The 11439-nt window shown below is 68.2% G+C and carries 10 protein-coding genes; 5 read left to right on the top strand and 5 right to left on the bottom strand.

Annotated features, from left to right (window positions below; translation table 11 throughout):
- Nucleotides 1-13 precede the first annotated feature (13 nt).
- Nucleotides 14-1228 (top strand): type IVB secretion system protein IcmH/DotU, encoded by a 1215-nt coding sequence (gene icmH / locus GJG85_RS19295; protein WP_176015745.1) that lies wholly within the window; start codon nucleotides 14-16, stop codon nucleotides 1226-1228.
- 205 nt (nucleotides 1229-1433) lie between these two features.
- On the opposite strand, the gene GJG85_RS19290 is transcribed toward icmH, so the two are convergent.
- Both GJG85_RS19290 and GJG85_RS19285 read right to left on the bottom strand, forming a co-directional pair.
- The gene (locus GJG85_RS19290) at nucleotides 1434-2210 is read right to left on the bottom strand and encodes an SDR family oxidoreductase (RefSeq protein ID WP_050012727.1); all 777 of its coding nucleotides are present in this window, start codon (nucleotides 2208-2210) and stop codon (nucleotides 1434-1436) included.
- A 4-nt stretch (nucleotides 2211-2214) separates the two neighbouring features.
- Nucleotides 2215-2658, bottom strand: coding sequence for a heme-binding protein (locus GJG85_RS19285; protein WP_050012726.1), 444 nt, complete (start codon nucleotides 2656-2658; stop codon nucleotides 2215-2217).
- Nucleotides 2659-2763: 105 nt separating this feature from the next.
- Between GJG85_RS19285 and GJG85_RS19280 the strand changes: the two genes are divergently transcribed.
- The 4 genes from GJG85_RS19280 to GJG85_RS19265 all read left to right on the top strand — a co-directional run bounded on the left by GJG85_RS19280 (nucleotide 2764) and on the right by GJG85_RS19265 (nucleotide 8489).
- Entirely contained in the window at nucleotides 2764-3678 is a 915-nt protein-coding gene (locus tag GJG85_RS19280) for a LysR family transcriptional regulator (RefSeq protein WP_050012725.1), read from the top strand.
- Nucleotides 3679-3757: 79 nt separating this feature from the next.
- Nucleotides 3758-4192 carry a hypothetical protein gene (locus tag GJG85_RS19275; protein WP_050012724.1) on the top strand — a complete coding sequence of 145 codons (435 nt, stop codon included), beginning with the start codon at nucleotides 3758-3760 and terminating at the stop codon, nucleotides 4190-4192.
- A 425-nt stretch (nucleotides 4193-4617) separates the two neighbouring features.
- Entirely contained in the window at nucleotides 4618-7212 is a 2595-nt protein-coding gene (gene mprF, locus GJG85_RS19270; RefSeq protein ID WP_050012723.1) for a bifunctional lysylphosphatidylglycerol flippase/synthetase MprF, read from the top strand.
- Nucleotides 7209-8489: an AcvB/VirJ family lysyl-phosphatidylglycerol hydrolase gene (locus tag GJG85_RS19265; RefSeq protein WP_050012722.1), complete on the top strand. Its 1281-nt coding sequence runs from the start codon at nucleotides 7209-7211 to the stop codon at nucleotides 8487-8489. The genes mprF and GJG85_RS19265 overlap by 4 nt, the downstream gene beginning before the upstream one ends.
- Nucleotides 8490-8572: 83 nt before the next feature.
- Here the strand turns inward: GJG85_RS19265 and GJG85_RS19260 are convergent, their stop codons facing one another.
- The 3 genes from GJG85_RS19260 to GJG85_RS19250 all read right to left on the bottom strand — a co-directional run bounded on the left by GJG85_RS19260 (nucleotide 8573) and on the right by GJG85_RS19250 (nucleotide 11376).
- Nucleotides 8573-9010 (bottom strand): DUF934 domain-containing protein, encoded by a 438-nt coding sequence (locus tag GJG85_RS19260; RefSeq protein ID WP_050012721.1) that lies wholly within the window; start codon nucleotides 9008-9010, stop codon nucleotides 8573-8575.
- Nucleotides 9007-10791 carry a nitrite/sulfite reductase gene (locus GJG85_RS19255; RefSeq protein ID WP_204384276.1) on the bottom strand — a complete coding sequence of 595 codons (1785 nt, stop codon included), beginning with the start codon at nucleotides 10789-10791 and terminating at the stop codon, nucleotides 9007-9009. Before GJG85_RS19255 ends, GJG85_RS19260 begins: the two co-directional genes overlap by 4 nt.
- 195 nt (nucleotides 10792-10986) lie before the next feature.
- On the bottom strand, nucleotides 10987-11376 hold the full coding sequence (locus GJG85_RS19250; RefSeq protein WP_089489405.1) for a hypothetical protein: 390 nt from the start codon (nucleotides 11374-11376) through the stop codon (nucleotides 10987-10989).
- Nucleotides 11377-11439 lie beyond the last annotated feature (63 nt).

The following is an 11439-nucleotide window of genomic DNA, read 5'->3' as shown; positions in this document are numbered from 1 at the left end:
AAGGAATCGATCGATGACTCTTTCGACATCTTGCCCGCAGGGTGACGCAAGGGCTGTGGCGTCGCTGCCTGTTGCCGCACGTCTCGAGGCTGCCCGGCAAGCGATCAACCCGCTACTCGAAGCGTCGCGCGTCCTGTTGCAGGCGTTGGCCGATACGCCGGAAACGCTCGATGCCGATGCGATCGCACCGCGGCGTCGATGGCTGGGGCACGAAGTTCGCCTCTTTACCTGGATCTGCAATGCGCTCCCGGTCCGACCCGAGCATGTCCGTTCCGCAAGCTATTGTCTGTGCTCCGCGCTCGACGAGGCGGCGATGCAGACGTCTTGGGGAAAGGGCGAAGCAACCGGCGTCGAATGGCAGGACAACTGCCTGGCGAGTGCGTTCGGACATGATCGTCAGGGCGGCGACCGTGTTTTCCGACTGATCGACGAGACAATGCGCGATCCGCGTGCGAACCTCGATCTGATCGAGCTATACCAGAACGTACTCGATCTCGGCTTTCGTGGGCGCTACCGGTTTGAAGCCGGGGGGCAAAAGCGCCTGCAGGTCATTCGCGAACACGTACACGACGTGGTCACGACGGGGGGACACGGCGTGAATCGCGTCAGCAAGCCGCCGAAACGTCAGCGACAGACGGTCGATCCGTGGGTACGTCCCGTTTCGGTGCGTCGATCGCGAGCGAGGTTCGCCGGAGGTCTCGCCGTCGCGTTATTGCTGGGGGCCGGGGGCTACGCCGCGGTGGACCGGTGGGTTCACGCGAAATCGAGGCGACCGGCGTCGACGCTCGATGCACTGGTTCGCAATCTGGAACTGCGGCTGCGCGATGAAGTCGCGGCAGGGAATGTCGAACTGATTCGCGACGCCGGGCGCCATGCGGTGACGCTCCGATTCAGCGGAATGTTTGGGCCCGGCGACGCAACGGTCGCGCCGTGGGGCGCTTCGGTCGCGGCTTCGGCAGGCCGGGAAATCGCGACCGTGACCAAGGACGCGACCGTCCGAGTGGCAGGATATGCGGACAGCACACCGATCAGTTCGGCACGTCAAGCATCCAACTACGCGCTTTCCGAAGCACGTGCCCGGCACGTCGCCCAGATTCTCGCTGCGGCAGGCGTGCCGGCGCCGCGCATCATCGTCGAGGGAAATGGCGATGCCGATTCGCTGGCGGACAACGTTACCGCGTCCGGAAGGGCGAGAAATCGTCGTGTCGAAGTGACCATTACGAATTGACGTTCGATTGCGAGCGACAATTTCAGCCCTGAGCAGGCGACGAGTGCATGTCCAGCAAGATCACGGGCACAGCCGTGTTCGCGGGCCCAGTCACCGACTACCTTCTCGCCGAGGGAGGGAGAAGTCAGGGGCTCATGTAGTGGGAGCTGTTTGAGGACCCTGACACATTCAAACAGCCCCCGGCCTTTCATCTCATTGGCGTTTCTTATTGCTGCCGTTCCCACGCACGCGCCTGCTCGGCGCGCACGAACGCTTCCGACGAGGCCGGCAGCAGGTTGCGGAACGCGCCGCCGTCGCTGTCGATCACGTCGACCATCTTCGCGATCATTTCCTCCGGGTCGTGCTGTTCGAGCGGGAACGTCAACCGCTCGGGCGTCACGGTATGCACGGCCGGATCGTGCCAGCGCCGCGTCGTTTCCATCATCCGGTCGTTGAAGCCGGTGCGATACGGGCCCGGGTTCACGACAGCGACGCGGATGCCGTGCGGCGCCAGCTCCGCGTGCATCGCCTCGGCCACCGATTCGACCGCGTGCTTCGACGCGCAGTACGCGCCGGTGAACGGCCCCGTGATCAACCCCGCGATCGACGACACGAACACGATCTTGCCGCGTTTGCGCGCGAGCATCCCGCGTGCGATCTGCTGCGTGAGTTCGAGCGGCCCGAACACGTTCACGTCGAACAGCTCGCGCACGATCTCGATCGGCAGGTCGACGAGCGCGCCGGCTTCGCCGACGCCCGCGTTGTTCACGAGCACGTCGATGTCGAGTTCGGCGGCGCGCGCGCGATCGTAGGCCGACGTGACGTCGAGCTTCACCGCGCGCAACGCGGTGTCGCGCTGCGCGGCGGCGTCCGTCAGGGCGTCGATCTCGACGGCCGTGCGCACGCCGGCCGTCACGTCGTGGCCGCGTTCGGCGAGCCGCAGCGCGACTTCGCGGCCGAAGCCGGTGCCCGCGCCGGTGATGAAGATGCGTTTCCGTGTCATGTGCTTACCTCGTGGAGTGAAGGGTTGCCTGAAAAAGGTCGCGGCAGTGCTGCGCGATCGCGGCGTCTTCGTCGACGCTGCCGCCCGAGATGCCGATCGCGCCGACGCAGCGCCCGTCGCCGTCGACGAGCGGCTCGCCGCCGCCGAACGTGACCAGGCCGCCGTGACTGTGTTCGATGCCGCGCAGCGGACCGTCGCCCGACATCGCACCCAGCGCACCGGTCGACGTGCGAAAGCGGACGGACGTCAGCGCCTTGCGCTGCGCGAGGTCGATCGCGCCGAGAAAACAGTCGTCGGTGCGCACGAACGCGAGCAGGTTCGCGCCGGCATCGACGACGGCGATCGCGACGCCGGCCACCTGCAGCGACGCGGCATGCGCGAGCGCAGCGTCAATCGTGCGGCGGGCGACGGCGAGCGGCAGCGGAAGTGAGGCAGTGAGCGGGTTCATGCGAGGCTCCGAGGAACGACAGCGCCAGTGTAGGCAGTTGCGGTATATGGGAGAATCCGTATTCCGCTCGAAGCAGTTTCAAGTTTTTCTAATGATGAACAGACGATGAGCAGACGCGATCCGATGGCCGGCCTGCACGTGTTCATGACCGTCGCGACGGCCGGCAACTTCACGCGGGCCGCCGCCGCGCTCGGCCTGACGCCGGCGGCCGTCAGCCTGGCGATCGGGCAGCTCGAGGGCGAGCTGAACGTGAAGCTGTTCAACCGCAGCACGCGCGGCGTGAGCCTCACCGAAGCCGGCCAACGCTACCGGCGGCAGACCGAGCCGGCATACCGGCAGGTCATGCAGGCACGGGACGAACTGAAGGATGCGCGCAGCGAGCCGAACGGGCTGTTGCGCGTGACCGCGCTGCCGCTCGCGCGCTTGCTCGTGATCGCGCCGGTGCTCGCCACGTTCCGCGAGCGCTATCCGAAAGTCCGGCTCGAAATTCGCTACGAGAACGAACTCGTCGACATCGCGAAGGACGGCTTCGACGCGGGGATTCGCCTGGCCGATCGATTGCAGCCGGGCATGATCGGCGTGCGGATCGCGCCTGCGCTGACGTGTGCACTGGTCGCGTCGCCCGGCTATCTGGCGCGGTACGGTGCGCCGGAATCGATTGCGCAGCTCGAGCATCATGCGTGCGTCCGTTTCCGGTTCTCGGAAAGCGGACGCCTGCATAAATGGCTGCTGCGCGACGGGCGACGCGACGTCGATCTCGATCCGGACGGCGTGTTCGTGACGAACGACGACGATGCGGTGATCGACGCGGCGCGCGCCGGTGTCGGCATCGCGTTCGCGTTCGTGCGCGAGCGGATCGAGCAGGACCTGCGCGACGGCACGCTCGTCGAGGTGCTGCCGGGCGCGTGCCGCACGCTGCCGCCGATGTGGCTGTACTACGTGAATCGCAAGCACATGCCGGCCAAGCTGCGCGCGTTCATCGACGTGCTGCGCGAGCGCGAAGGCGCGGGTGCGGCGTAAGCGCGTCGGCCGCTCGCTGCAGCAATGGACCCGGCGGCGCATGATGGCGGCTCCCCCCACGAAGCCATGGAGTCGCGTGATGACCGTATTCCCGCATTTTCCGATTCGAACGTTCGTGATTGCCGCTGCGCTGGCGGCCGCCGCGGTGTGCAGCGCAGCGGCCATCGGCCAGACGTCGACGGTGCCGGCCGGCACGGCTGTCGCAACGCCCGACAACGCGGTGCTGCTGACCGTGTTCCTGAAACACGACCAGTCGCGCCCGCTCGCCGAGTTGAATGCGCAGCTTGCGAAGCAGGGGTTCTACAAGGCGTTTCCGCCGCCGGGCGTCGAGGTGGTGAGCTGGACGGTGACGATGGGAGTCGGGCAGATCGTCGTGCTGCGGCTGCCGGCGTCGCGGGTGCGCGAGGTCAATCGTGTGCTCGAGGATACGGCCTGGGGCGCGTACCGCACGGAGTTCTACCCGACATACGACTACAAGGCGATCGGGATGGGGGAGCATGAGCGGGCGAAGTAACGCGCGGTGGCGTATGTCCGTACCGGCGGTGCGCCGCGGAGGGGCGCAGCGAATCGGCCCGCCGCCATTCCGCACCGCGCCGCGCCCTCGCGTTTTCGTCCTCACCCGGCGGGCTCGGCGCGGTAAATTCCACCGAAATGCATCACAAGTCATTCATCCGATGAAAAAACGACCTCCGTTGCCGGTATGATGCGCACCTTGCGTTCGTGGGACGCACGGTTTCTTTATGCGTTTCGATGCGCGAGAAACCACAAATCCGCACAAAGGCGACGTGAAAGATTCTGTAATATAAGTTCCGTATACTCGTAAGTTCTGATCCAGGCGCCACGCCCGTCTTCGGCCGGCCGCCCATGCAGAACAACCAGACAGGTCGCCGCCCGGCCAACCCGCGCCGCGACACGCTATGCACCACCACTGAACACGTTATGTCTTCCCGCCACCCTGGTTCGCCCGGTCGTGCCGAGGCGGTGATCGCCCGTGCCCGGGCGCTGATCCGCCACGAGCGCGTGCTGTCGCCGCTGCTCGCGCTCGGCATCGGCCTGCTGCTGATCGTGGTTTTCCAGCATCTGTCGGAATCCGTCGACTACCGCTCGGTGATCCGCCAGTTGCGTCACATGTCCGTCGGCGAGTGGGGCGCGTCGCTCGCCGCGACGGCCCTCAGCTACCTCGCGCTCGTCGCCCGCGATGCCGTTGGCCTGCGCTATGTCGCGGCCAAGGTGCCGCGCGTCGCGTTGTGGATCGGCGCGATCGCCGGTTCCGCGCTCGGCAACGCGACCGGCTTCGGCGCGCTGACGGGCGGTGCGGTGCGCGCCCGCGTGTACGGCGTGTCGGGCGTCACGCCCGCCCAGATCGGCCGGATGACGGTGTTCACGAGCGGCACGCTGGCGCTCGCGATGGTGCTGATGACGGCGGTCGGCATGGTCTGCGTGCCGGAGGCGCTCGCCGCGATGCTGCACGTCGCGCCCGGCGTGCTCACGTGGACGGGCGCCGCGTTGCTCGTCGCGCTCGCCGCGCTGGTCGTGCTGTGCGGCAACACCGCACGCCCGGTCGTCACGCGCTTCAAATGGCTGTCGTTCGACGTGCCGGCGCGGCGCGATCTCGTCGCGCAGGTCGTCTACGCGGTGCTCGACGTCGTTGCCGCAGGCCTCACGCTGTGGGTGCTGCTGCCGGCGGCGCCCGTCGGCTTCCCGACCTTCATTACCGTTTACGCGGCCGCGTTGCTGCTCGGGATGATCGGCCATACGCCGGGCGGGATCGGCGTGTTCGAGGCGGCGATGGTCTTCACGCTCGGTCGCGAAGTGCCCGCGCACGCGATGGTCGCCGCGTTGATCGCGTATCGCGCGATCTACTTCGGCGTGCCGCTCGTGCTGTCGGCCGGCCTGCTGGCCGGTTTCGAGGGCCGCGCGCTGCGGCGCCGGCTCGTGACGCGGCAGGCCGTGCGCGTGTCGCAGCTCGCGCCGGTGTTCCTGAGCCTCGTGACGTTCGCGGTCGGCGGGATGCTGGTGATCTCGAGCGCGACGCCCGCGTTCTGGCACCGGATCGCGATCCTGCGCCACATCGTGCCGCTGTGGGTGCTCGAAGGCTCGCAGGTGATCTGCAGCGTGCTCGGCGTCGCGCTGCTGTTCGTCGCGCGCGGGCTGCTGCGCCGGCTCGACGGCGCGTGGTGGATGACCTTCGCGTTGACGCTCGCGAGCCTCGCGCTGTCGCTGGCCAAGGGCCTCGCGTTCGTCGAGGCCGGCGTCCTCGGCACGCTGCTCGTGCTGCTGCTCGTCAGCCGTCGCCGGTTCAACCGTCATTCGTCGCTGCTCGCCGAGCGCTTCACGGTGAGCTGGTTCGTGTCGGTGGCGATGGTGCTGATGCTGGCCGTGTGGGTGCTGTTCTTCGCGTTTCGCGACGTGCCGTACACGCGCGATCTGTGGTCGCATTTCTCGTTCGATGCGCGCGCGCCGCGGGCGCTGCGCGCGACGCTCGCGTCCGGCGTGTTCGTCGCGCTGTTCGCGCTGTGGCAACTGCTGCGCCCGGCGCCCGGGCGTTTCGTGAAACCCGCGGAGCAGGACCTGATCGACGCGGAGCAGATCATTCGCGCGCAGGAGTGCAGCGACGCGGGCCTCGCGCTGATGGGCGACAAGTCGTTCCTGTTTTCCGAATCGCGTCGCGCGTTCCTGATGTACGCGAAGAACGGCCGCACGTGGGCCGCGCTGCACGACCCGGTCGGCCCGCGTGAAGAGTGGCCGGCGCTGATCAGCAAGTTCATCGCGCTCGCACACGCGCACAGCGGCCGCGCGGCGTTCTACCAGGTGCGCGCGAACGCGTTGCCGCTGTATCTCGACGCGGGGCTCACGCTGATGAAGCTCGGCGAGGAAGCGCATATCGCGCTCGACCAGTTCGACCTGAAGGGATCGAACCGGTCGCACCTGCGCTACGCGCTGCGCCGCGGCGACAAGGATGCGCTGACGGTCGAGGTGATCGCGCCGGGCGACGTGCCGGCCGCGCTGCCGGCGCTGCGCGACATCTCCGACGGCTGGCTCGACAGCCGCGATGCGCGCGAGAAGAGCTTCTCGGTGGCCGCGTTCCACGACGGCTATCTGTCGACGCAGTCGGTGATGCTGGTGCGTCAGGCCGACAAGCCGATCGCGTTCGTCACGTTCATGACGACCGACCTCAACACCGAGGCGACGGTCGGCGTGATGCGCCATCTGCCCGACGCATCGCCGTACGCGATGGAGTATCTGTTTACGCAGCTCGCGCTGCATCTGAAGGAAGCGGGGTTCCGCAAGCTGAGCCTGGGCATCGCGCCGTTCTCGGGGATGGGGGCGGCGAAGATGCCGTCGCCGTTCCACCGGCTCGGCCTGATGGTCTGGCGCTTCGGCGGCCGCTTCTACAACTTCCGCGGCTTGCGCGCTTTCAAGAGCAAGTTCGAACCGCACTGGGAGCCGCGTTATCTCGCGGCCTCGGGCTCGGTCGGCGTGTTCGTCACGCTCGCGGATCTGTCATTGCTGGCTGGAGGTCGGCGTTCATGATGTCGAAGAAGTTAATCGCGCGGGCGGCAGCCGCCTGCGCGGGAATGATGCTGGCCGGCGCCGCGTGCGCCGCGCAGCCGGCCGCAGTGAAAGCAGAAACCGTCTCCGGCGGCCGCTACGGGCCCGTGACCGTGACCCGGCCGAGCGGGCCGCTGCGCGGTTTCGTCGTGCTGTTCTCGCGTGAGGCCGGCTGGCATGCCGCCGATCAGCAGGCGGCCGACGCGCTCGCGAAAGCCGGCGCGATGACGGTCGGCGTCGATTCCGGGCGTTACGCGGCGAATCTCGCCGCGAAGCAGGAGGCCTGCCACCACCTCGACGGCGACGCCGAGGCGGTCAGCCATCAACTCGAACGGCTTGCGCAGTCGTCGCGCTATTTCACGCCGATCGTCGCGGGCATGGGCCAGGGCGGCGCGATCGCGAAGCAGATCCTGTCGATGGCGCCGGAGAACACGATCGCCGGCGTCGTCGCGGTCGGTCCGGCCGCGAAGCTCGATCCGCGCTTCAAGCCGTGCCCGCCCGATTCGACGATCGTGCGCCGCGCGATGCCGGGTTTCGTCGAAACGGCTGCCGCGGGCGACACCGCGAAGCTCGTATCGCTCGTCACGTCGCACCTGCGCGACACCAGCAGCAGCGACGAACTCGACGTGTCGGACCTGCCGCTCGTCGAACTGCCCGCCAAGGGCGGCAGCGACCGGCTCGCGATCGTGATCTCGGGCGACGGCGGCTGGCGCGATCTCGACAAGACGATCGCCGAGGCGCTGCAGCGCGACGGCGTGTCGGTGGTCGGCATCGACGCGCTGCGTTACTTCTGGAGCGAGAAGCCGCCCGCGCAGGTGAGCCGCGATCTGGCCCGCGTGATGCGCACGTACACGGCGCGCTGGCATGCGAACCGCGTGGCGCTGGTCGGCTACTCGTTCGGTGCCGACGTGATGCCGTTCGCGTACAACCGGCTGCCCGCCGACCTGCGCGACAAGGTCGCGGTGATGTCGCTGCTCGGCTTCGCGCCGTCGGCCGATTTCCAGATCCGCGTGACGGGCTGGCTCGGCATGCCCGCGAGCGACAAGGCGCTGAAGGTTGCGCCGGAAATCGCGAAGGTGCCGCCGGCGCTCGTGCAGTGCTTCTATGGCGCGGAAGAGACGGACACGATGTGCCCGGCGCTCGCGAACACGGGTGCCGACGTGATCAAGACGCAGGGCGATCACCACTTCGGCCGCGATTACATCGCGCTCGAGAAGAAGATCCTCGGCGGGTTCGGCAAGCCGGCGGCGGCGCGCTGAACGCCGGCGGCGCCCGCGTGACGGCGGGCGCCGGCCGGTTTTGCTTCCGGTTCATCGTACGGGCGGCCAGCGAGCCGCCCGTTTCATTTTCCGGGCTGCGCTGCCGCGTCCTGCGGCGGCATCGTCGTTCTCGCATCGCGCTGATAGAAGCCCGGAAACCGGTCGAGCTGCCGCCGTGCGGCCGTGAGGTCGGTGTCGTCGCCGAGCACCGCGCTCGAAAACCCCGTGCGTTCCATCAGCAGCAACTGGTCGACCAGGACGTCGCCGGTTGCGCGCAGGTCGCCGGCGAAGCCGTAGCGCTTGCGCAGCAGGTAGGCCTGGCTGTATGCGCGGCCGTCGGTGAACGACGGAAACTGCAGGTCGATGCGCTCGGCCTGCGCGATGCGCGCGGCGAGCGGCGGCAGTGCCTCGTCGTTGCCGATCGTCAGCGTCGTCGCGCCGTGCTGCTCTGTATCGTCGGCATGGTCGGCCGGCGTCAGCAGCCGGATGCGTTCGTTTGCGTTCGCGATCTCGTGGTTCATACGGGTTCTTCCTGATGACGCGCGGCGTTCGCGGCGGCCTTGAACGGCTCCGTTCCGACGCGGCGCACCGTGTCGATGAATCGTTCGCAGCGGCCGTTCGCGTCGACGCGCGCGTCGAGATACGCGTTGACGATCGCGTCGACGACGTCGACGATCTCGTCCGCCGAAAACGACGGGCCGATCACCTTGCCCGGCCGCGCGGGGCCGCTTGCGATCGAGCCGTCCGACCCGCCGAGCGTGACCTGGTACCACTCCGCGCCGTCCTTGTCGACGCCGAGGATGCCGAGGTGGCCGCTGTGATGATGGCCGCACGAGTTGATGCAGCCGCTGATGTGCAGGTCGATGTCGCCGATGTCGTGCAGCAGGTCGAGATCGTCGAAGCGCTCGGCGATCGCGTCGGCGACCGGAATCGAGCGGGCGTTCGCGAGCGCGCAGAAATCGCCGCCCGGACACGCGATCATGTCGGTCAGCAGCCCGACATTCGCGCTCGCGAGCCCGATCGCGCGGGCGTTTTCCCACAGCAGGAACAGGTCGTCGACGTGTACCCACGGCAGCACGACGTTCTGCGTGTGCGTGACGCGCGCCTCGCCGGCCGAGAAGCGGTCGGCGAGATCGGCGAGCGCGTCGAGCTGGTCCGGCGACGCGTCGCCGGGCGCCTGCAGGCGGCGCTTGAACGACAGCGTGACGATGCGCAGTGCCGGGTCGCGATGATCGGCGACATTGCGGGCGAGCCAGCGCGCGAACGCCGGATGACGGCTCGCCTGCGCGGACACGCGCGCGTTGGCGTCCGCGAGGTCGAGCGTGCGCGGCTTCAACCGCGGCGGGACGAACGACGCGGCGACGCGATCGAATTCGGCCTGCGGGATCGTGTGCGGGCCGCCGTCGTGGACGACGATCTGGCGGAACTCTTCCTCGACGTCGTCGATGTAGCGTTGCCCTTCGGTCTTCACGAGGATCTTGATCCGCGCCTTGTACTTGTTGTCGCGCCGCCCGTAGCGGTTGTACACGCGGACGATCGCCTCGACGTAGTTCATCACGTGCTCCCACGGCAGGAACGCGCGCAGCAGCATCGCGATCGTCGGCGTGCGGCCCATCCCGCCGCCCACGCTCACGCGAAAGCCGAGCGCGCCCGCGTCGTCGCGCACGAGCTTCAGCCCGACGTCGTGCCAGTCGGTCGCCGCGCGGTCTTCGGTCGCGCCCGTGATCGCGATCTTGAACTTGCGCGGCAGGAACGCGAATTCCGGATGCAGCGTCGTCCACTGGCGCATCACTTCGGCGAACGGGCGCGGATCGGCGATCTCGTCCGGCGCGACGCCCGCGCGTTCGTCGCACGAAATGTTGCGGATGCAATTGCCGCTCGTCTGGATGCCGTGCATGTCGACGGTCGCGAGCAGGTCCATCACGTCGGCCGCCTTCGCAAGCGGAATCCAGTTGAACTGCACGTTGGTGCGCGTCGTGAAGTGCGCGCTGCGGGTCGGCAGGCGCAACGTGCCGAGCAACGCCTGGGCGTCGCACGCGGCGCGGTAGGTGGCGTCGTCGGGTACGTCGTAGTCGCGCGCGATCCGCGCGAGCATGCGAAGCTGCGCGCTCGACAACTCGCCGTACGGCACCGCGACGCGCAGCATCGGCGCGTGGCGCTGCACGTACCAGCCGTTCTGCAGGCGCAGCGGCCGGAACGCGTCCTCGCCGAGCGTGCCTTGCTGCCAGCGTTCGAGCTGGTCGCGGAACTGGGCGGCGCGGCTGTGCACGAGCGCCCGGTCGAAATCGGTATATCGATACATGGCGTGATACGCGAGAGGCGCCACGGCGAATGGCGCGCGGCGCGGGAAGGCGTTGCGACGGATGTCAGGCAACGGAAGACAGCGTAGGGAACGCGATGCGGCGCGACAAGCAGCAGATCGGAACGAAAAAGGCGCAGCAGATGGCCGGTGGGGCGCCGGCGTGGGCCGGGCATGCGCGCATGCCCGTGGCCGAGGTCATGCGTCGACGACGAGCGCCGGATCGAGCGCGCGAATGCGCTGGTCGATGAAGTAGCCGCCGCCTTCCTGGTAGCGCAGGAACAGGCGGCCGCACGCGCGACAGCGGCTGACGGCGCAGCGGTTGTACGGGAAATGGCGCGGCGCGATCGGCGCGTCGTCCGACGCGTAGCGCGTGCCGGCCGGATGATATTCCGCGTAGGTCGGCTCGGGTTCGCCCGGCGGGATGAGCGTGGCCACTTCGATCAGTTGGGTGTCCGGCAGCGACAGCGGCAGGGTCGTCCAGCCGGCGAGCGAGGTCTTCGTGCACGTGCACGGCAGCGTGACGTGCGCCGCGTCGGCCGTCAGTTTCAGCAGCGCGTCGTGATCGAGGTAAGGCAATTGGCTCATGGGCAATCGGGAAAGGGCGGCGGGACCTGCAATGTAACCCGCGTACGGATCGTCTGCATGGCC

It is taken from the genome of Burkholderia sp. MS389 (assembly GCF_016899425.1).
GTDB classification, from domain to species: Bacteria; Pseudomonadota; Gammaproteobacteria; order Burkholderiales; family Burkholderiaceae; genus Burkholderia; species Burkholderia sola.
Note: the sequence above shows the minus strand (reverse complement) of the source record. Positions and strands in the feature narration are given on the sequence as shown.

What these genes read in the sequence shown, in the direction of transcription:
- icmH (WP_176015745.1), top strand. Translation starts at nt 14, where the DNA reads ATGACTCTTTCGACATCTTGCCCGCAGGGTGACGCAAGGGCTGTGGCG.
- GJG85_RS19275 (WP_050012724.1), top strand. Translation starts at nt 3,758, where the DNA reads ATGACCGTATTCCCGCATTTTCCGATTCGAACGTTCGTGATTGCCGCT.
- mprF (WP_050012723.1), top strand. Translation starts at nt 4,618, where the DNA reads ATGTCTTCCCGCCACCCTGGTTCGCCCGGTCGTGCCGAGGCGGTGATC.
- GJG85_RS19280 (WP_050012725.1), top strand. Translation starts at nt 2,764, where the DNA reads ATGAGCAGACGCGATCCGATGGCCGGCCTGCACGTGTTCATGACCGTC.
- GJG85_RS19265 (WP_050012722.1), top strand. Translation starts at nt 7,209, where the DNA reads ATGATGTCGAAGAAGTTAATCGCGCGGGCGGCAGCCGCCTGCGCGGGA.
- GJG85_RS19260 (WP_050012721.1), bottom strand. Translation starts at nt 9,010, where the DNA reads ATGAACCACGAGATCGCGAACGCAAACGAACGCATCCGGCTGCTGACG.
- GJG85_RS19255 (WP_204384276.1), bottom strand. Translation starts at nt 10,791, where the DNA reads ATGTATCGATATACCGATTTCGACCGGGCGCTCGTGCACAGCCGCGCC.
- GJG85_RS19285 (WP_050012726.1), bottom strand. Translation starts at nt 2,658, where the DNA reads ATGAACCCGCTCACTGCCTCACTTCCGCTGCCGCTCGCCGTCGCCCGC.
- GJG85_RS19290 (WP_050012727.1), bottom strand. Translation starts at nt 2,210, where the DNA reads ATGACACGGAAACGCATCTTCATCACCGGCGCGGGCACCGGCTTCGGC.
- GJG85_RS19250 (WP_089489405.1), bottom strand. Translation starts at nt 11,376, where the DNA reads ATGAGCCAATTGCCTTACCTCGATCACGACGCGCTGCTGAAACTGACG.